General features: G+C 77.2%; 17 protein-coding genes. 11 read left to right on the forward strand and 6 right to left on the reverse strand.

The genetic code is table 11. The annotated features are described in order from the left end of the window. The first annotated feature begins 522 nt into the window (after positions 1-522). The 5 genes from CP974_RS27925 (at position 523) to CP974_RS27945 (ending at position 3,780) form a co-directional block, all read left to right on the forward strand. Entirely contained in the window at positions 523-861 is a 339-nt protein-coding gene (locus CP974_RS27925; protein WP_140160855.1) for a hypothetical protein, read from the forward strand. Beyond that, a complete protein-coding gene (locus tag CP974_RS29855; protein ID WP_051839244.1) occupies positions 854-1,888 on the forward strand; it encodes a DUF2637 domain-containing protein in 1,035 nt (344 codons plus the stop codon). Before CP974_RS27925 ends, CP974_RS29855 begins: the two co-directional genes overlap by 8 nt. A gap of 232 nt (positions 1,889-2,120) precedes the next feature. Continuing rightward, positions 2,121-2,423, forward strand: coding sequence for a hypothetical protein (locus CP974_RS27935; protein ID WP_031130204.1), 303 nt, complete (start codon positions 2,121-2,123; stop codon positions 2,421-2,423). A 236-nt stretch (positions 2,424-2,659) separates the two neighbouring features. Continuing rightward, complete coding sequence (locus tag CP974_RS27940) at positions 2,660-3,025, forward strand: hypothetical protein (protein WP_031130203.1); 366 nt, start codon at positions 2,660-2,662, stop codon at positions 3,023-3,025. Positions 3,026-3,039: 14 nt separating this feature from the next. Beyond that, complete coding sequence (locus CP974_RS27945; RefSeq protein WP_140160854.1) at positions 3,040-3,780, forward strand: cytochrome d ubiquinol oxidase subunit II; 741 nt, start codon at positions 3,040-3,042, stop codon at positions 3,778-3,780. Between the two features lie 183 nt (positions 3,781-3,963). On the opposite strand, the gene CP974_RS27950 is transcribed toward CP974_RS27945, so the two are convergent. Beyond that, positions 3,964-4,359, reverse strand: a complete 396-nt coding sequence (locus tag CP974_RS27950; protein WP_031130201.1) for a GNAT family N-acetyltransferase — start codon at positions 4,357-4,359, stop codon at positions 3,964-3,966. 281 nt (positions 4,360-4,640) lie between these two features. Here CP974_RS27950 and CP974_RS27955 point away from each other — a divergent pair, with 281 nt between their 5' ends. Then, a complete protein-coding gene (locus CP974_RS27955; protein WP_031130200.1) occupies positions 4,641-5,507 on the forward strand; it encodes an AraC family transcriptional regulator in 867 nt (288 codons plus the stop codon). 40 nt (positions 5,508-5,547) lie between these two features. Here the strand turns inward: CP974_RS27955 and CP974_RS27960 are convergent, their stop codons facing one another. The 3 genes from CP974_RS27960 to CP974_RS27970 form a co-directional block, all read right to left on the reverse strand. Next, a complete protein-coding gene (locus CP974_RS27960; protein ID WP_079140373.1) occupies positions 5,548-6,198 on the reverse strand; it encodes an NUDIX domain-containing protein in 651 nt (216 codons plus the stop codon). Positions 6,199-6,392: 194 nt separating this feature from the next. After that, entirely contained in the window at positions 6,393-8,219 is a 1,827-nt protein-coding gene (asnB, locus tag CP974_RS27965; protein WP_031136568.1) for an asparagine synthase (glutamine-hydrolyzing), read from the reverse strand. A gap of 15 nt (positions 8,220-8,234) precedes the next feature. Beyond that, complete coding sequence (locus tag CP974_RS27970) at positions 8,235-9,734, reverse strand: MFS transporter (RefSeq protein ID WP_256366441.1); 1,500 nt, start codon at positions 9,732-9,734, stop codon at positions 8,235-8,237. 779 nt (positions 9,735-10,513) lie between these two features. Here CP974_RS27970 and CP974_RS27975 point away from each other — a divergent pair. Then, positions 10,514-10,882: a cupin domain-containing protein gene (locus tag CP974_RS27975; protein WP_031135385.1), complete on the forward strand. Its 369-nt coding sequence runs from the start codon at positions 10,514-10,516 to the stop codon at positions 10,880-10,882. Between the two features lie 223 nt (positions 10,883-11,105). On the opposite strand, the gene CP974_RS27980 is transcribed toward CP974_RS27975, so the two are convergent. Further along, a complete protein-coding gene (locus CP974_RS27980; protein ID WP_031135383.1) occupies positions 11,106-11,939 on the reverse strand; it encodes a lysozyme in 834 nt (277 codons plus the stop codon). Positions 11,940-12,356: 417 nt separating this feature from the next. Here CP974_RS27980 and CP974_RS27985 point away from each other — a divergent pair, with 417 nt between their 5' ends. Both CP974_RS27985 and CP974_RS27990 read left to right on the forward strand, forming a co-directional pair. Next, positions 12,357-12,803, forward strand: a complete 447-nt coding sequence (locus CP974_RS27985; RefSeq protein WP_031135381.1) for an SRPBCC family protein — start codon at positions 12,357-12,359, stop codon at positions 12,801-12,803. Positions 12,804-12,886: 83 nt separating this feature from the next. Further along, positions 12,887-14,497, forward strand: coding sequence for a phytoene desaturase family protein (locus CP974_RS27990; RefSeq protein WP_031135379.1), 1,611 nt, complete (start codon positions 12,887-12,889; stop codon positions 14,495-14,497). Between the two features lie 514 nt (positions 14,498-15,011). Here CP974_RS27990 and CP974_RS27995 read toward each other — a convergent pair. Further along, positions 15,012-15,941 carry a helix-turn-helix domain-containing protein gene (locus CP974_RS27995; RefSeq protein ID WP_031135377.1) on the reverse strand — a complete coding sequence of 310 codons (930 nt, stop codon included), beginning with the start codon at positions 15,939-15,941 and terminating at the stop codon, positions 15,012-15,014. A 658-nt stretch (positions 15,942-16,599) separates the two neighbouring features. Here CP974_RS27995 and CP974_RS28000 point away from each other — a divergent pair. Beyond that, a complete protein-coding gene (locus tag CP974_RS28000; protein WP_031135375.1) occupies positions 16,600-17,715 on the forward strand; it encodes a terpene synthase family protein in 1,116 nt (371 codons plus the stop codon). 12 nt (positions 17,716-17,727) lie between these two features. Further along, positions 17,728-19,362 carry a cytochrome P450 gene (locus CP974_RS28005; RefSeq protein ID WP_223844605.1) on the forward strand — a complete coding sequence of 545 codons (1,635 nt, stop codon included), beginning with the start codon at positions 17,728-17,730 and terminating at the stop codon, positions 19,360-19,362. The last annotated feature ends 19 nt before the right edge of the window (positions 19,363-19,381 follow it).

Below are 19,381 nucleotides of genomic sequence, written 5' to 3' on the forward strand. Positions count from 1 at the left end.
CGTCGGCGGTCAGGTCCATGCCAATACCCGCCAACCATGTGCCGGCGCGGCCGGTCGGTCGGGCCCGGCGGTCCGCGAGCCGGTGGGGAGCCGGTCGGGGGCGGCGGGTGAGGCGGCGGCGTGCGTGCACGTGGGGGAGTGGGGGGCGCGGGTGCGGTGGCCCGTGCGCGCCGGTGGCGCGGGGCGCGCCGGGTCCGCGCCGGGCGGCGCCGAGGTGTCCCGCCGTGCGCCGTGAAAGCCCCGAATAAGCCGCCGGGAGCCGCTCCGTATAGACCGGAAAGAATATGATCAACGCCGAATCGTGGGCGATTTGCCGGGGGTTGTCGGAGTCGCGCAGCACCTTCCCGAGGTGCAGAACTGATAAAACGCCAGACGTTCACACGGACGGAGTGCCGCCGTCACCCGGATGCCGCGCATCCAGGGGATGAGGGTTGCGTTAGGCGGGATATGGCAGCAACGCTCACCGAAAGCTCCACCCCCGGTCGCGCCAGGATTCCTGCCTGGGCGCACAGTTCCGTGGCCATGGGTGAATTCGTCTTCATTCCCGCGTCGACCTTGCCCGGCGGCGCCCTGGGGAAACTCTGGAGCAGCGACGAGGCGATCCCGCTCACCTGGTCCGCTTCCGTCCTCGAGGAATTCGTCTCCACGATGGAGCGAATTGAACGCGACTTCTCGAGTTCCTGGGGAAATGCCGATCTGTCCCCCCAGGGGTTCGCCGCGGCGAACGGCCGGCCGGAAGCGCGGACCGGTTCCGCGAACGCCGCGGGCCCGGTCGTGGCGGCGGCCCGAGGCGGGGGCCCGGCACCCGGTCCGCGGTCCACCGCGGCCGGGGAGCGGGCGGGACTGCGCGAGCATGCGTGACTTCGGCGCCGGAGAGTCCTACGGCACCCCGTACGGCCCGCCCTACGGCCCCTACGACCGCGGCGGCAACCAGGTGTGGGGACGGCCCCACGAGGAACCGCCCGCGCCGAGGCCCGACCTCGCCGGATACGGCCCGGCGCCCCACCTCGCCGGGTACGGCCCGGCGCCCGACCTCGCCGGGTACGGCGGGCCGGGCGGTCTGCTGGACGCCTCCTGGGACCCGGCGGAGGAGCTGGCCTCCCTCCTCCAGGACGCCATCGCGGTCGAACGCGACACGTCCCCGCCCCCGCCCCCGCAGGAGCCCGACCACCCGCTCGACCGCGACCTGCCGGACCGCGACCCGCTCGGCACCCCCCCGCCCGACCGCGACCGGCCGGGCCACCCCCCGCTCGACCCCGGCCTCCTCGATCCCGATCCGCTCGGCCGCGCACCGCTCGCCGGCCTCGCCCGGATCACCGCCGACCTGCCCCCGATCCGCCGCTCCGCGGCCCCCGGCCACCGGAAGGACCGGGCCCGGACGATCGGCTGGGTGCCGACCGTCAGCTACTCCATCGCCGCCCTCGCCACCGTCCTCGTCTCCATGGTGAGCGTCTTCGGCGGCGTCATCGCCTACGACCCGCTGCGCCACATCGCCGAGGCCCGCACCTCCGCCGACGCGGTCAAGTGGTGGCCGCTGCTGGTCTACGGGCCGTGGCTGGTGGCCTCGCTGTCCATCCTGCGGGCGGCCGTCCACCAGCGCCGGGCCGCCCACTCCTGGATCGTCGTCCTGCTGTTCTCCCTCACCGCGATGCTGCTGTGCGTCGCCGAGGCACCCCGCACCTTCACCGACACCGCCGCCGCCGCCCTGCCGACCGTGGCCTCCCTCGCCTGCTTCCACCAGCTGGTCCGCCTCATCACCCTGACCAGACCGCCCCGCAGGCGCACGCGGCGCCGCCGCCTCGCGCGCCCGGCCGCCGGCCGCACCGCCGCGCATCCCCTCGGAACGCACCTGCCCCGGCAGGCGCACGGCGGCAAGCGCGTCCTCTGAGACACCGAGCACCGTCCGAGCGGCCCGAAGGCCCCTGACGCCCTTCACGGACCGGTCAACCGAAGCCCTCCGGGACCCCCCACCCCGGCCCCCTCCCCGCGGCGGCGTCACCACCACCGACGGCGGCAGTCCCCGCCATCGGTCCGCGCCGCCGCCGCGAGGAGGGCGCGAACCCCCGGCGCGCGCCGGGGCGCTTGCCCCGACCCCGCGGTACTACGAAAGGAACCCCCCCGTGGACACCACTCTCTGGCTCCTCGTGGCATGCGCGTCCGCGTGCTCGCTGGTGACGGCGTTCGGTACGTCCCTGAGGATCGGCATGTCCCGGCTCGACGCGGCCGAACTGCGCCGCCGCCGCCACATGGACCGGGTCCTGGAAGCCAACGCCCAGCTCGCCGTCGACCGCCACACCGCGTCCGCCCCGCCCCCGCCTCCGCGCGAGCCCGGCGACGCCGGACGGCACCCGTCGGCCCCGGCCCGCCTGCGCGGGCGACTGCTCCGCGCCTGCCGCCTCGTGTACGTCCGCTTCGGCGGCTGACCGGCACCCCGCCCCCGGCCCGGTGCCGTCCCGGCCCCGCCCGCCCTCCGACCACCGGGACGCCGCCCGGCAGGTGGCCGGGACTCCGCACCGTGCGGGCGGCGACCCGCGACCGGGGACCAGGGCCCCGCCCCGCCCCACCGGCGACCAATCCCCCTACGCACTTTGACGGATGCACGCGCCCACCCCCGTCTGCGAGAGTCGCCTCGGCGGAGACACGCGGGGGAAGTGGACGGATGACGAAGCGTCGGTGGGCCCGGGGCACGGGCCGGGCGGGAACTCGGGAGCCCAGGGCGGCGCTGCGCGCGGCGCCGGCCGGTACGGACTGCCCGATCGCGCGGAGCGCGCCCCCGGCCACTGCGCCGCTGCCCGGCGCGGACGCCTCGGCGGCGTCCACCGCGCAGCCCTCCCGCGGCCCGGGGGCCGGGGCGGCGGTGGACCACACGTCCGGCCGCGTCACGCCCACGGCCCGCCCCGGCCTCGTCCGCCAGGGCTCCGTCCCGCTGCGCGTCGCCGCGTCGCCGGCCACCGGCGGGGAGCCCCGGACGCCGGTGCCGGCCGTCGTCCGGCGGCGGACGACGCTCCGCGCGGCCACCGACTAGGGGGGACCGCGGCCGTGTTGGGATGCCTGTTCCTGCTGTTCACCGTCGGCCTCCTCGGGAAGCTGCTGGTCACCCCGGTGACCGTGTACGACCTGATGGCGGCCCAGTCACCGCCCCAGCAGCCCGTCTGGTGGGAGTGGGCCGTGCTCTGCGCGGTGCCCCTGGCGACGGCGTTCGCCCTGACCTGGTCCTCCGGGCGCCGACGTCCCGGCCGCGCGCTCGCCCTCACCGCCGGCACGGTACTGCTGCCGGTGCTGTCCGTCGCGGTGGCGCTGTGGGTCCGCGACCGGGTGGGCACGGGGAACTGGACCCTCGGCGCGACCTTGGAGAGCCTCGCGGCGGGCGTCGCCGCCCTGGTGTACCGGGCGGTGGTGCGGCGGCGCGAGCGGGGACGGCCGCTGCCGGGCGAGGTGTGGCTCGCGATGGTGCCGTACCGCGACAGCGGCGAGGCCGCGCGCCACTACTGCGTCGTGCTGCGCCGCCGCCGGGGGTACGCCGAGGTCCTCCAGATCACCTCGCAGAACAAGGACGGCCGCCGCGACCACCTGCCCCTGCCCAACGGTGGCTGGGACACCGTGTCCGGCAAGCCCCACTGGGTGGAGGCCGGTCTGCCGCCGCGCCGCGTGCCGTACCGGGACTTCCTCAAGGACCGGCCCCAGGGACCGTGTCCCGCGGCCGTCTGGCGGCAGCTCCGCCGCCCCGCCCCGGCCCCGCCGCCCGCACCGCGCCCCCGCGCCTCCGCACCCGGCGGATGACCGGCGGTACGCCGTCTGCTCCGGGCGTCCGGCCTGCCTCCGCCGGGCATCCGGCCTCCGGCGCGGCGCCGACCGCGACCGCCGCCGGCCCCCGGTCCCGGTCGGCTCCGGCCCGCCACGCAGCACCCGGCCCCGCCCCGCCTTCCGGCCGGCGGCCGGGCGCTCCCGCCCGGCCCGCGGCCCTCACAGGGCGATGAGGCCCGCGGCCGTCCCCCGGAAGCCGCAGGCGCCGAAGTAGAACGGCGCCAGCCGCTCCTCGAAGTCGACGTGCAGCCACGCGCACCCGGCGGCACGGGCCTGCTCGGCGGCCGTACCGACGAGCGCCGTGCCCACCCCCAGCGACCTGCGGTGCCGGGCGACCACCGTGTCGAGCAGGAAGGCATGGGCCCCGCCGTCCCAGGCAACGTTGACGAAACCCGTCAGGACGCCGTCCTCCCGCGCGCAGACCCACCCGAGACTGTGCCGCCCCACCCGCTCCCGCCAGGCCGTCCGCCCGGCCCGATGCCCGAACCCCTCGGCGTGCAGCGCGTCCAGCTCCTCGTCGGCGAACTCTCCCCGCCACGCGTACGTGACCGCCATCGCTCCTCCGTCCTCCGCCCGGCGCCGAGGGCTCCGGCGTGCGCTCCGGCGGCCCCGGCACCCGCCCGCCGCCCCGGCGCGCCTTCCCTCACGGCGGAGGCTGCCACGCGGGGGCGGCCACCGCCACGGGTTTCCGCCGCCCCGTCCCGCCCCGAGGCGACCGCGCGGCCCATGGCGGAGCCGGCGCGCCGCCGGCCCGACCGGATCGGGCACAAGATGTCGGGTCGCGGACCGGCCCGCCGCCCTAGCGTGGCGAGCACGCAAGAGGAAGGAGACCGGAAGTGCTGGAGCGCCTCAACGACGCCCTGGAGCACATCGAGCGCCGGCTCGACCGGCAGGTCGACATCGCCGACGTGGCGCGGGTCGCGGCCACGTCGGAGTACCACCTGCGCCGGATGTTCTCCGCGCTGGCCGGCATGCCGCTGTCGGAGTACGTACGGCGCCGCAGGCTCACCGTGGCGGGCGCCGCCGTGCTCGCGGGGCGGGAGCCGCTGCTGGACATCGCCGTGCGCTACGGGTACGGCTCCGGCGAGGCGTTCGCCCGGGCGTTCCGCGCCGTCCACGGCGTCGGTCCGGGGGAGGCCCGGCGCACGGGCGCCGCGCTCGTCTCGCAGCCCCGGCTCACCTTCCGCCTCACCGTCGAAGGGAGCAGCAGCATGCGATATCGCACAGTGGAGCGGCCGGAGTTCAACGTCGTGGGGTTCAGGGCCCGGGTGCCGCTGGTGCACTCGGGCCCCAACCAGGCGATCATCGACTTCGTCCGGGGCATCGACCCCGCCGCCCTGGAGCGCGTGGCGGGCCTGTCGGACCAGGAGCCCGCGGGCGTCGTCGCCGTCTGCGACGACCTGGACCCCGGCCGCGCCGAGGGCACCGAGCTGGACTACTACCACGGGGTGGTGACGTCCGCGCCCGCGCCGGACGGCGCCGCCGCCCTCGCGGTCCCGGCCGGCACCTGGGCGGTGTTCACCACCTCCGGGCCCGCGCCGCGGGCCGTCCAGGAACTGTGGCGGGACGTGTTCACGCAGTGGTTCCCGGCCAACCCGTACCGCGGTCGTCCGGGCCCCGAGATCCTGCGCACCCGCCTGTCCCCGGACGGGACGGAGGCCGACGCGGAGCTGTGGCTCCCGGTCGAGCGGGAAGGGGGCTGACGCCGTGTCCGGGAGGAGGGCGCCGCCGGCCCGCCCGCCGTCACGCGTCGCCCCAGTCCCAGGTGTCGAAGTAGGCGGCGACGCCGGTGCGCCGGGCCCGCGCGACCGCGCGCAGCCGGGCGAAGTCGCGGGGCGGCATCAGCGCCTCCCACTCGGCCAGCGGCAGGACCCGCACCTCGTCGTGCTCCTCCGGGTCGAGCCTGACGGAGCCGATCTGCGCCGAGGTGAGCCGGCCGCCGTCGAAGACGACGCCGACCGTGCTGTACGGCCACCCGGCGCCGGGCAGCCCGTACACGGAGGCGAGCAGCCGCGGCGGCCCGGCCGGGGTCAGCCCGGTCTCCTCGCGGCACTCGCGGACGGCCGTCTCCCAGGGGCGCTCACCCGGATCCATCGTGCCGCCCACCAACTGCCACGGGTGGTCGGGGGAGTAGGTGGCGTGCACCTGGAGCGGCCGGTCGGCCTCGTCGGTGAAGTACACGCAGGCGAACGCGGTGGCCTTCAGCACCGTCTCGGCGTACTTCTCGGGCGGCAGCCACACCCGGCCGCCGCCCTCGCCCCGCTCCGGGTCCGCCGGCCCGGCCGGGCCGGAGCGCGACCGCGCGGCGGCCGCCGGGGCGGGTGGCCGGGCGGCGGCCGGGGGCCTGCCGCTCGCGGGCGGGACGTGCGGCGCGGGGTGCCGGGTGGCGGTCATGGACGGGCGCTCCCTCGGTGGCGGCGGCTGTGCGGTACGTCCACCCTGGCGGGCCGGGGAGCGGGGCGTGCCGGCTTCCGGCCCGGTTCGCCCGCGCGAGGGAGCGCCGTCCACGCGGCGCGGGGAGCGCGGGAGCCGCGCCCGCGCCCCTCGGGGGACGGGGCGCGGGCGCGGCGGACGGGGGAGCGGGGCCGTCAGAGGGCCAGTTCGGGCCGGTAGTGGTCGAGCCACAGCGCCAGGTCGACCACGCGCTCCAGGCGCAGCCGGTGGCCCCACTCCAGCCGGTCCGGCGCGGTGTCGAGGCACGGCTTGATCTGCGTCTCGTCGGCGAGCGCCCGCACCCGGTCGTCGGTGAGCGCGTCGCGCGCCATGTCCTGCAGGCCCCGGTTGTAGTCGGGGTGGTGGGTGGCCGGGTAGTGGTTCTTCGGCCGGTGCAGCACCGAGTCGGGCGCGTACCCGGCCCCGGCGGCCCGCAGCAGGCTCTTCTCGCGGCCGTCGAAGCTCTTGAGCGCCCACGGGGTGGAGAAGGCGTACTCGACGAGCCGGTGGTCGCAGTACGGCACGCGGACCTCCAGGCCCTGCGCCATGCTGAGCCGGTCCTTGCGGTGCAGGAGCTGGCGCAGCCACCGCGTCAGCGACACGTGCTGCATGACGCGCTGCCGGTGCTCCTCGGGCGTCTCGTCGTCGAGGTGGGGCACCTCGTTCAGCGCGGTGCGGTACGTGTCGGCGCGGAACTCCGCGATGCCGAGGTTCAGTTCCGGGTTCATCGGCATCGCCGCCTCGTCACCCGTGACCAGCAGCCACGGGAAGGTCTGCGCGGCGAGCGCCCTGGGGTTGTGGAACCACGGGTAGCCGCCGAAGACCTCGTCGGCCGCCTCGCCGGACAGCGCGACCGTCGAGTGCTCGCGGATCCTGCCGAACAGCAGGTAGAGCGAGGTGTCCATGTCGCCGACGCCGATCGGCGAGTCCCGCGCCACGACGACGGCCCTGCGGTTCTCCGGGTCGAGCAGGGCGCGCGGGTCCAGGATGACCGTGCTGTGGTCCGTGCCGATGAACTTCCCCGCCTCCGTGGCGTACGGGGTGTCGTGGCCGGTGCGCAGGACGTCGCCGGTGAACTCCTCGGCCTGGTCGCTGTAGTCGACCGCGTACGAGCGGATGCGGGCGTCCGCGCCCTCGCGGTGGCGCAGCTCCTCGGCGAGCAGCCCGGTCAGGACGGTCGAGTCGATGCCGCCGGACATCAGGCTGCACAGCGGCACGTCCGCCTCCAGCTGGCCGCGGGCGGCCGACCCGAGCAGCTCGCGGACCCGCTCCACGGTGCCGTCCCGGTCGTCGCGGTGCGCGGTGGCCTCCAGCTGCCAGTACCGGCGCTCGCGGACGCCGCCCCGGTCGAGGACCAGGACCGCGCCGGGCTCCACCTCGCGGACGCCGGACCACACCGTCGGGCCGGTGTTGAACAGCAGCCCGTACGCCTCGCGCAGGCCGTCCGCGTCGACCCGCGGCCGGATCTCGGGGTGCGCGAAGAGGGCCTTGGGCTCCGACGCGAAGGCCAGGCCGCCGTCGACGGCGGCCCAGAACAGCGGCTTGACGCCCAGCCGGTCGCGCACCAGCAGCAGCCGCTGCTCGCGCTCGTCCCAGACGGCGAAGGCGAACATGCCCTCCAGGTGCTCGGCGACCGCCTCGCCCCACTGGACGTAGGCCCGCAGGACCACCTCGGTGTCGCTGCGGGTGCGGAACGAGTGGCCCAGCCCGCGCAGTTCGGCGCGGAGCTCGTGGTGGTTGTAGACCTCGCCGCTGTACGTGAGGACCACGGCCGGGTCGTCCGGGCGGTCCGGCATGGGCTGGACGCCGCCGGCTATGTCGATGACCGCGAGGCGCCGGTGGCCGATCGCGGCGTGCTCACCGACCCACACGCCGCCCGCGTCCGGGCCGCGCGGGGTGAGGGTGGCGGTCATCGCCTCGATCAGGGGGGTCTGGTTCCGGGCGTCGCCGTGGAACGACACCCAGCCGGTGATACCGCACATGGGGGGACTCCTTGGTCAGGGGCGGGCGGCCGGGGCCGCGTCGGTGGTCTCGCCGGGCTCGTCGCCCGGCCGGCTGCCGGGCTGGTCGTCGCGTTCGCGGGCGGGGCGGCCTGAGGGCGCGTCCGCCGGTCGGGCGGCGGACGCGCGGTCGGCCGCATGGGCAGGCGTGCCTGCGTGCCGGTGGCCGCGGTCGATGGTGCCGGGGCCGGTGCCGGGGGCCGGGGTGCCGGAGGGGCCGGTGGCCGGGGCGGTCTCCGCCCGGCCCCGTACGGCGATCAGGGGGACGGCGGCGCAGGCGGCGACGGCGGCCAGGGCGAGCCCGGCCGTCACCCCGCCGCCGGGACCGGACAGGCCCCACGCGGCGGTCGCCAGGGCCGGGCCGACGGTGAAGCCGAGGCTTCGGGACAGCTGGAGCGTGGACGCCACGGTCGCGGTCCGCTCCGGCGGCGCGGAGCCCATGACGAGCGCCTGCGTGGGCCCGCCGTTGAGGCCCATGCCGACCCCGGCGAGCGCCAGCCGCCACGCGATGTCGAGCGGGGTCCACCCGTCGCCCAGCGGCACCAGCAGGAGCAGCCCGGCCGCGGTGAGGCAGGCGCCCGCGACGGCGGCCGGCCGGGCCCCGTACCGGTCGGCGAGCCGCCCGCCCACCGGCCCGGCGACGCCCATGCCGAGGGGGAACGCCAGCAGCGTCAGGCCGGTCGCCGTCGCCGTGAACCCCGAGTCCCGCTGGAGGTGCAGCGCCGCGACGTAGTGCATCGCCGCGAAGGCGGCCGCCAGGCCCAGCACCGCGCCGTGCGCCGGGTACGCCCCGGACGCCCGCAGCGCACCCGTGACCGGACGGCCGCCCGGCCCGCGCAGCCACCACCACAGCGGTGGCACCGCGGCCGGCACCAGCAGCAGCCAGGCGGGCGCGTCGTACGACAGCGTCAGCGACACCAGCAGCACCGTCACACCGGCGGCCACCAGCACCGCGTCCGCCAGGGACCGGCGGTCGAGGGCGCGCAGCCGGCCGTCCCCCGGCATGGCCCGCCAGGCGACGGCCAGTGCCAGCAGGCACACCGGGATCTTCACCAGGAACACCGCGCGCCAGCCCAGGTGGTCCAGCAGCAGGCCGCCCACCGCCGGCCCGGTCACCGCGCCGAGCGGGCCGAGCGTGGCGGGCACGCTCATGGCGCGTCCGCGCGCCTCGGGCCGTACGGAACGGATCGCCAGCACCGGCATCAGCACGAACAGCACGGCGCCGAAAGCGCCTTGGGCGAGCCGGGCGGCGATCAGCCACGCCGCCCAGGGCGCGGCGGCGGCGAGCGCGCTGCACAGGGTGAACCCGCCCGCCGCGACGAGCAGCGCCGACCGCTGCCCCACTCCGTCGAGCCAGCGGCCCACCGGCAGCAGCAGCGCGACGACGGGGAGCTGGTAGGCGAGCACGGCCCACTGGGCGGTCGCCGCCGACACGTCGAGGCTGTCGGAGATGGCGGCGAGGGCGATATTGACGATGTTCATGTCAAGCATCGCCACGAACGACAGCATGCCCGCCACGGCCACCAGGAGCCACCGGTCGGCGGGTTCCGGTACGTGACCGGACGGTCCGGAACCGAAACCGCGGTCTGACACCCTCGGCCCTCCCCCTCCTCGTCGCGCGGCCATCGGTCCGGTGGCCTCGCTCCAGATGTCGGAAGCGTAGGGAGGCCGGTTCCCCCCGGGCGGCGGATCGCGCCGATCAGGCCGGAACCCGCAGGGCCTTCCCCCGGGTCGGTGCGGGGCACGGGACGGTGGTGACGGGCGGGGTCCGCGGGGCAGCCCCGCGGTGACCCGGGCGGGGCCTGCGGTGCGGGCACGGTGGTCTTCGCTGCTCAGGCGCCGAAGGGGGGTGCGGGGCCGCCCTCGGCGAGGGCGTGGCGGAACGTGCGAGCGAGTGGCGAACGGAGGTTCCGCTTCGGGCCGGGGCGGCGCGGGGGGCCGCGGGGGCGGGGAGACGGGAGTGGCCGGAAGAAGATCGGTGGCGGCGCCGGGGCCGCGGCGGGACGGGGCGGGCCGGTCCAGGCCGGGGCCCCCGGCGGCGGTGGTGCCGGCGGGTGCCGGCGGGTGCCGGTGGGGCTTCGGGGGCGCCGGGCGGCGGTGCGGCACCGCAAGCCGCGAGCGCCGGAGGGGCGGCGTACGGGGCACGGGAGGGCCTCGCCGCCGCGGCCCGCCGAGCAGGCCGGACGGGTCCCCTCCACCGCACGCGTGCGGCCGGTCCGCGCGCGTAGGCTGGAAGAGGACTCGGGGCAGGGCATTCCCGAGGGAGGCGAGCGACCATGGCTGGTTTCGTCCGCAGGAACTTCGACGCCGCCGACGAGACGCGGCCGTTCGAGGACGGCAAGGGGCGGCTCGACCTGGTCGACACCGACCAGGGCTCCGTGGGGCGGGCGGTGTTCGAGCCCGGCTGGCGCTGGTCCGAGCACGTCAAGCCGATCGCGGGGACCGAGAGCTGCCAGGCCGCGCACACCGGTTACGTGGTGAGCGGCCGGATGAAGGTCGTGATGGACAGCGGGGAGAGCGCCGAGGTGGCCCCCGGCGACTTCGTCTCCATCGAACCGGGCCACGACGCCTGGGTGGTGGGCGACGAGCCCTGCGTGATGCTCGACTGGACGGGGTTCGGGGAGTACGCCCGGACCGGTGGCTGACGCCGGCCCGCCGGCGTCCGACCGGAGGGGTGCGGCGGCGCGGCGCCTCCCGCGGGGAGCGCGGCGCGCCGCCGCCCCGCGCCGTGCCCGGTGGCCGGACGTCGCGGGGAACCGGGGCCGGGCGGCCTCGCGGCGCCGGGGGGCGCGGGGGTCCGCACCCCCCCGGTACCGGCCGGGGCCCCGGGACCGCGGCCGGTACCGGCCTCAGGGCCGGCGGCGCCCGTCAGCCGTTGGCGAGGGCCTGGACCCGGTCGTACGCGCCGTTGAACCGGTTGTGGTCGCCGACGATCGGCCCGGTCGAGGTGTACTGCCACATCGTGTGGTAGAGCCATCCGGCGGGCAGTTCGCCGACCGTCGTGTTGTACCGGGCGATCCACAGCGGGTTGGCCGAGGCGAAGCCGCCGTAGTTCCCGGTGCACTGCTTCCACCAGCTCGTGGCCGTGTAGATGACCGCGTCGCGGCCGGTGCGGTACGCGTAGCGGGCGAGGAAGTCGCGGATCCAGCTGACCATGCCCGCCTGCGTCTTGCCGTAGCAGGCGGGTCCGTACGGGTTCCACTCGATGTCCAGCACGCCGGGGAGGGTCTTGCCGTCGCGGGACCAGCCGCCGCCGTTGTTCACGAAGTAGTCCGCCTGGGCCGCGCCGCTCGCCGTGTCGGGCGTCGCGAAGTGGTACGCGCCGCGGATCATGCCGATGTCGTACGAGCCGTTGTACTGCTGCGCGAAGTACGGGTTCCTGTAGTACGTGCCTTCGGTGGCCTTCACGTACGCCCACTTCACGCCGCTCGTCCACAGTGCGGGCCAGTTCACGTTGCCCTGGTGGCTGGAGACGTCGACGCCCTCGGTCTGGGTGGCGTAGGGGCCGGCCGGTACGCCGCCGGCGCCGTCGTGCGCGGCGACGCCGACGCCCATGCGGGCCGAACCGCGGGGCGGTTCTCCGGGCCCGCCGGGCCGTTCGGCGGCGCCGGCCGCTCCCGGCAGGGCGAGCAGGAGGGCCAGGACGGCGAGGAGCGCCGCGGCCGTGGAGGTGCGGGCCGTTCTGGGTCTGAGCACGGGCATGACGTGCCTCCGGGGTTCGCAAAGTGGCGTGGACATGACAGTCCGCGCGCTCACGCTACGCACGTAGACCCCGGCGCGGAAGGCGGTGGAGGCGCCGCCGTTGGTCTACGCCTCTGGCGCCGCCGCCACGCTGGGGCGACGGCCCGCCGGTGGCCGGAACTTTCACCCCGCGCAACCCGGCGCCATGAGCGCCGCACCGGGGCGCGGCTCCCCTCCCGCGCCCGAGACCCGCTGCCGGCCCCGCTCCGAGCCGTCCCGCTCCGAGCCGTCCCGCCCCGTGGAGGCCCCGGCGGCCGGGCGGTTTGGCGGGCGGAGCCGCGGGACACCCGTACGGGGTCCCGTCGACGCGGACCGCCCGTCGACGCAGACCGCCACCCGCGCAGCCGCCGCGGGGGCCCAGCCCGCGGAGGAACCGGCATGGCCGTACGGCAGCACCTCGTCCAGAGCCCCCCCTCGGCCGTGTGGGAGGTGCTCAGCGACCCCGACCGGTACGCCGAGTGGGTCGTCGGCACCGAGGAGACGACCCCCCTCTTCGGCACCTGGCCCGAGGTCGGCGCCGCCCTCCGGTACACCGTCGCGCTGGGCCCCTACCGGTTCGAGGGCTCCACCGTCGTCCGCCGCCTCGAACCGCCGCACCGGCTCGAACTGGAGGCCAGGAGCGGCCCCGCGGGCACCGCCCGCATCGCCATCGAGATCGTGCCGTGGGGCGAGGACACCCTCGTCATCGTGGACGAGCACCCCCTGCGCGGCCCCGGCGCCCGCCTCCACAACGCCGTCGTCGAAGCGGCCCTCCAGCTCCGCCACCGCCGGATGCTGCGCCGCCTCGCCGAGGTCGTCGAGAGCACCGCCGCCACGCGCGCCTGACGCGCCCGCCGCGGGCCCCGAAGGACCCCCGCCCACCCCGCCGCGCCCCACCGCCATCCGCCGTCCCACGCGCAGGAGCCGCCATGCCCGACGCCGTCGTCATCGGGGCGGGCCCCAACGGGCTGGTCGCCGCCAACGTGCTCGCCGACCGCGGCTGGTCGGTCGAGGTGCTGGAGGCCCAGGACGAGCCGGGCGGGGCCGTCCGCAGCGACCGGGGCGTGGACCCCGCCTTCGTCAGCGACCTCTTCAGCTCCTTCTACCCGCTCACCGCGGCCTCCCGGGTCATCCGCTCCCTGCGCCTCCACGAGTGGGGGCTGCGCTGGAGCCACGCCCCGGCCGTCGTCGCCCACCCGCTGCGCGACGGGCGCTGCGCCGTCCTCGAACGCGACCCGGAGCGCACGGCCGCCGGCCTGGACGCCTTCGCGCCCGGCGACGGCGCCGCCTGGCACGACCTGCACGACCTGTGGACGCGGATCGCCCCCGATGCCCTGCGCGCGCTGTTCACCCCCTTCCCCCCGGTGCGGCCGGGCCTGCGGCTCGCCGCCCGGCTCGGCCCGGCCGAGGCGCTCCGCCTCGCCCGTACCGGCCTGCTCCCGGCCCGCCGCCTCGGCGAGGAGGCGTTCGCCGGGGACGGCGGGCGGCTGCTGCTCGCCGGGAACGCCCTGCACGCCGACCTCTCACCCGAGACGGCGCTCGGCGGCGGCCTCGGCTGGCTGATGTGCATGCTCGGCCAGAGCGTCGGCTTCCCCGTCCCCGTCGGCGGCGTGGGCGCCCTCACCGACGCCCTCGCGCGCCGCCTCGCCGACCGGGGCGGCACCGTCCGCTGCGGGCGGCGCGTCACGGAGGTGACGGTGCGCGACGGGCGGGCACGCGGCGTCCGGACGGCCGACGGGGAGTACGTCGCGGCGCGCCGCGCCGTCCTCGCCGACGTGACGGCGCCCGCCCTGTACGGGGGACTCGTCGCGTGGGAGCACCTGCCGGGACGGCTCCGCGACGACATGCGGCGCTTCCAGTGGGACGTCGGCACGGTCAAGGTCGACTGGGCCCTGGACCGGCCCGTCCCGTGGGCCGCCGACGGACCGGCCCGCGCGGGGACCGTGCACCTCGCCGACGGCGTCGACGAGCTGACCCGGTTCGCCGCACAGCTCGCCCGGCGCCTCGTCCCCGACCGGCCGTTCCTGGTGCTGGGCCAGATGACCACCGCCGACCCGACCCGTTCCCCCGCGGGGACGGAGTCGGCGTGGGCGTACACGCACGTGCCGCGCACCGTGGCCGGCGACGCGGGGCCGGACGGCGTCACCGGGGCCTGGACGCGGGCGGACCGGGAGCGCATGGCCGACCGCGTGGAGGCCGTCGTGGAGACGTACGCGCCCGGCTTCCGCTCCACGGTGCGGGCCCGCCGCGTCCTGGCCCCGCCCACCCTGGAGGCGATGGACGCCAATCTGAGGGGCGGCGCCGTCAACGGCGGCACGACCGCCCTCCACCAGCAGCTGCTCTTCCGCCCCGTGCCGGGCGCGGGCCGCCCGGAGACCCCGGTGCGGGGCCTGTACCTGGCGTCCGCGTCCGCCCATCCGGGCGGCGGCGTGCACGGCGCGCCCGGCGCCAACGCGGCCCGCGCCGCGCTCATCCGGGCGGCCTCGCCGTCCGCCCTGCTGGCGGCCGGCCGCCGCGGGGCCGGTCGCGCCCGGGACTGAGGACGCGGGCACCGGCAGGCTTCGGGACGCCCCGCACGGGCACCCGGCGCCCCACGCACGGGACCGGCCCCGGCGCCCCGGCACCGGATCGCGGGACCGCCCCCGGGGAGAACCGCCAGGGGACCACCACGGCGGACGTCACCGCGTCCGTCCGGACCGACGAGGAGCGGGAGCCCCGGCCCGGCGGCTCGGGCCGCTCCCCGCGCGAGGCGGGGGTCCAGCGGGAGGACCACGGGGAGTGGGCGCGCGACCCGACCGGCACCCCGCCCGTTCGCCGGGCGCCCCATGCAGCGCTTGGCGCCGCGTCCGCACGGCCCGCTGTCCGCGCACCGCCCGGCACCCACCCGGAACCGGTGGGCGAAGCCCGGTCGCCGGCCGGGCACGCTTCGCGCGGCGACCGGCGACCGGCGACCGGCGACTGGCGACCGGGGGGCCTCAGGGCGCGGGGCCGTCCCGAAGGCGGGCGGCCGTGCCGGTGCGGCCGTGCCGTCCCGGCGGCGGGGCGGCCCGCCCGTCAGGTCGTGGCGGACTGCCGGGCCAGCGCCGCGCGCAGCCAGTCGTCCACGGCGCCGGGCGTCGGCTCCGGCGAGGCGGACGCCTCGGCGGTGAGCCGCCAGAAGCGGTCGACGGCGGGATGCGCGACGTCGTCGAGCCAGCGGACCAGCCGCCGCCGGAACTCGGGGGTGTCGCGGGTACCGCGCATCCCGGCGTGGGCTGCCACGAAGCAGTCCAGCGCCTCGCCCGCGAACGGCCCCCGCCCCGCGCGCACATCGGGCGCGGCCAGCGCGAACGCCTCGGTCAGCCCCTCGTAGAGCACGGCGGGGCGGCACGCCCCGTCCGGGGTGCTCGCCACCGGGCGGCACACGGAGACCGCCGCGTCGGCGCCCGTCGCCAGGGCGTGCAGCCGCGCGAAGGCCAGCACCTGATCGGGCGTCGGGTCGTCGGGCGGGGCGGGCACCGCCGCCTCCGTGAGGGACGACAGGAGCCGGGCGGGAAGTCGCGGCGGCAGCACCCGCCGCAGGAAGCGCGCCACGGGAGCCGTACTGGGCGGCGAGTCCAGCGCCCCGACCAGCCGCAGCCGGTCGGCCCGCTCCCGCGCCGGGCAGTCGCGCAGCAGCCGCAGGGCCGCCTCGCGCCAGCGCAGCGCGGCCATCCGGTCGCCCAGCTCGCGCAGTCGTCCCGCGATGGCGTCCTCCAGCGCGCCGTCCAGACCGTCCTCGCGCTCCAGCACCCGGCCCACCTCCGGGACGGACAGGTCCAGCGCCCGCAGGGAGCGGATCAGCCGCAGCCGGTCCAACGCCCCCCGCCCGTAACGCCGGTGGCCGCCCGCGCTGCGCGCGGTCTCCGGCAGCAGCCCCAGCTCCGAGTAGTAGCGCACCGTCTTCACGGTGGTCCCGGCCCGCTCGGCGAGCTCCCCGATGCTCCACGTCCCGTCGGCGGACATCCCGCACCTCCCTCCGCGGCCCTCACCGTACCCGCGCGCGGACGGCCCGGCGCGGTGGGGGAGAGCGCCGGCCGGCCGCGCGCAGCGGTCTGGCGCCCGGCCAGGGCGGTGGAGCGGCGGCCGGGCACGGCGGCGGTCCGGTACGGCAGGGCGCGGCGCCCGGAGCGCGCCGGGCCGTCGGCACGCGTCGCGCCCGCCCCGCCGCCGACGGCGCGCCAGCCGGCTTTCGGCCGTGACCGCGACCGCCGGCACACGGCGCGGCGCCCACCGGCACGCGGGCGTGCGGGCGCGTCGCGCGGACGGGGCACCGGGCCGGTGCGCCCGGTCCCAACCCCCTGAAACCGACACCGAATCGGGCGAAGAGAATCCCTCGCATATGCCAGCCGGAATACTCCGAGGACATGCGTGCGAAGGGCGCCCGGGGGTGCGGTCTGATGATATTGACAGTGTCGATCACGGTACGGGTTAATGGGCGGGAATGGCTTCGAAGTGCGGTCCGGTGTTCCCGTTCGAATCGGGGGAACGGGCTGCTCCGCAGCCGGATCGCTCAAGGCAAGTCACGGCGAGCGGGCCTCCGTTCGCGGCTTCGGCACCGACCGGCGGCCGAGTGAGGGCGAACGGGGGAAAGCGGACCGCGATTTCCTCCGGAGGGAGATCAATGCCCCATCTCGACCCTTTCACCGTCCCGGAGTTCCACCTTCCGTTCGAGAACTCCAAAGACCCCGGTGCCGACCGCGCCAACGCCGAGGCGACCGCCTGGGCCGTCGACCGGGGGCTCATCGAGGCCGAGGCGAGCGAGCAGTTCGCGGGGATCGGCTTCGGCCACCTCGCGGCCCGCGTCGACCGGGGCGCCCCCTACGGGCGACTGCTCCTGCTGGCCCAGTGGATGGCCTGGTCGTTCGTCCTCGACGACCAGCACGACCTGCTCATCAGGTCCGGCCGGGTCGGCGACTGGCAGCCCCTCTCCGCCGCGATGGCCCGCCACGTCTCCGGCGCCCCCGCCGACCCGGCCCCCGCCGACCCGGCGCCCGCCGACCCGGCCCCGGCGAAGGCCGCGGACCCGGCGCCCGCGAAGGCGGCGGGGGACCCGGCCCGCGCCAACCCGCTCGTGGCCTCCTTCGCCGAGCTGTGCGACCGCATCCTGGCCGGGATGAGCCCCCTGATCCAGGCCCGCTACCGCCGCCACGTCCCGCGCATGCTCCGCTCCCTCGACGAGGAGGCCGCCAACCGGCGCCCCGGCCACCGCCCCGCCGTGGAGGAGTACGTCCTGACCCGCCGCCACAGCTCCCAGCTGCTGCCGATGATGGACATGGTCGAGGCCGACCAGGGCGTCGAGGTCCCCGACGGCGCCGACGCCGCCCCGGAGCTGCGGGAGCTGCTGTGGAGCGCCGTCGACGTCATCTCCTGGGGCAACGACGTCTTCTCCCTGCCCAAGGAGTACTCCTGCGGCGACACCAACAACCTCGTCGCCCTCCTCGCCGACTGGCACGGCCTCGGCCTGCCCGACGCCGTGCGCGCCGTCGAAGGCCGCATCCGCGACCGCGTGGAGGAGTTCCTCGCCGTCTCCCGCGCCCTGCCCACCGCCCTCGACGCGCTCGGCGTCACCGACCCGGCGGCCCGCACCGCCGTGCGGCGCCGCGTCCGCTGCTACGAGGAGTGGATGATCGGCACCGACCTCTGGCAGCGCCACGACTGCACGCGGTACCGGGACGAGCGGTTCGCCGCCGGGCTCGAAGCCGCCTACACCCGCCCGGACCTCGTCTCCGTCGCCTGAGGGGAACATCCCATGACCCGTACGAGCCCCGGCCACGCCGGCGACCACGCCCCCGGTGACCCCCGCGACGGCACCGGCGCCACCCCGCCCGGCGCCACCGGGCCCGGACGCGCCCCGCGCCCCGGGCCCGTACCGCCCGACGGCTCGGCCCCACCCGAAGCCGCCCCACCCGGCCGCGCCGCACCGCCCGAAGCCGCACCGCCCGAAGCCGCCCCGCCACCCGAGGCCGGGCGGGGGCGGGCCCCGTCCGGGGAGGCCGCCCCGCCGCCGGAGGCCCCGCCCGTGACCCCCGCCCCGCCCCCGAGGCCGGCCCCGCCCGGCCGCGCCCCCATGGCGCCCGGCCGCCTGCCCGTCCTGGGCCACGCCCTGCGACTGTCGCGCGGGCCCATCGCCTTCCTGGAGTCGCTGCGCGACGTCGGCCCCGTCGTCCGCGTCGACCTCGGCGGCTGGCCCCTGCACGTCCTCACCGAACCCGCCCTCATCCACACCGTCCTCGTCGGCGAGGCGCACGCCTACGGGCGGGGCCGCATCTTCGAGAAGCTCCGCCCCCTCTTCGGCAACGGCATCGCCACCACCGACGGCGCCTTCCACCGCAAGCAGCGCCGCCTCATGCAGCCGGCGTTCCAGCGCACCCGCGTCTCCCGCTACGCCGAGCTGATGTGCCGGGAGGCGGACGCCATGGCCGCCGGCTGGACGGCGGGCCAGGAGGTGCGCGTCGACCGGGAGATGCGCCGCTTCGCCCTCTCCGCCGTCGCAGGCATGATCTTCTCGGGGGACGTGGACCAGCCCGCCGTGCGCGAGGTTCACCGGTCCTTCCCCATCATCCTGGAGGGCATGCTCGTGCGCACCGTCATGCCCAAGGCGTTCGACCGGCTGCCCATCCCCCTCAACCGCCGCTTCGACGCCGCGGCGGCCCGCCTGCGCGCCATCATCGACGAGGTGGTCGCCGCCTACGGCCCCGAGGACCGCGGCCGCGACGACCTCATCTCGCTGCTCCTGGCCAGCACCGACCCGGAGACCGGCGAGACGATGAGCGCCGAGCAGGTCCGCGACGAGCTCATCACCATCCTCTTCGGCGGCACCGAGACCGCCTCCACCACCCTCGCCTGGATCTTCCACGAACTGGCCCGCCACCCCGAGGTGGAGGAGCGCGTCCACGCCGAGGTCGACGCGGTCGTCGGCGACCGGCCGGTCACCCCCGCGGACCTGCCCGCGCTCACGTACACCAAGAGGGTCTTCGAGGAGTCGCTGCGGCTCCACTCGCCGCTGCTGTTCACCCGCAGGCCCCTGACCCCGGTCACCCTCGGCGGAGTCGACATCCCCGCCGGCGCCGAGATCGCCTACAGCCCCTACGCGCTCCACCGCGACCCGGAACTCTTCCCCGACCCCACCGCGTTCGACACCGAGCGCTGGGACGGCACCGACCCCCATCGGGCGGTGCCGCGCCTGGAGAGCTTCATCCCGTTCGGCGCGGGCCAGCACAAGTGCATCGGGGACGCCTTCGCCGTCGCGGAGATCCTCACCGCCGTCGCGAGCGTCGCCCGGCGCTGGCGTCTGACGCCCGTCCCCGGCCACACCGTGAAGGAGGTGCCCGCGGGCATCCCGCTGCCGGACGCCCTGCCGATGGTCGTCACGGCACGGAGCTGAGACCGGCCCCGTGAGCGGC

The sequence above is a fragment of the Streptomyces fradiae ATCC 10745 = DSM 40063 genome (assembly GCF_008704425.1).
GTDB lineage: Bacteria > Actinomycetota > Actinomycetes > Streptomycetales > Streptomycetaceae > Streptomyces > Streptomyces fradiae.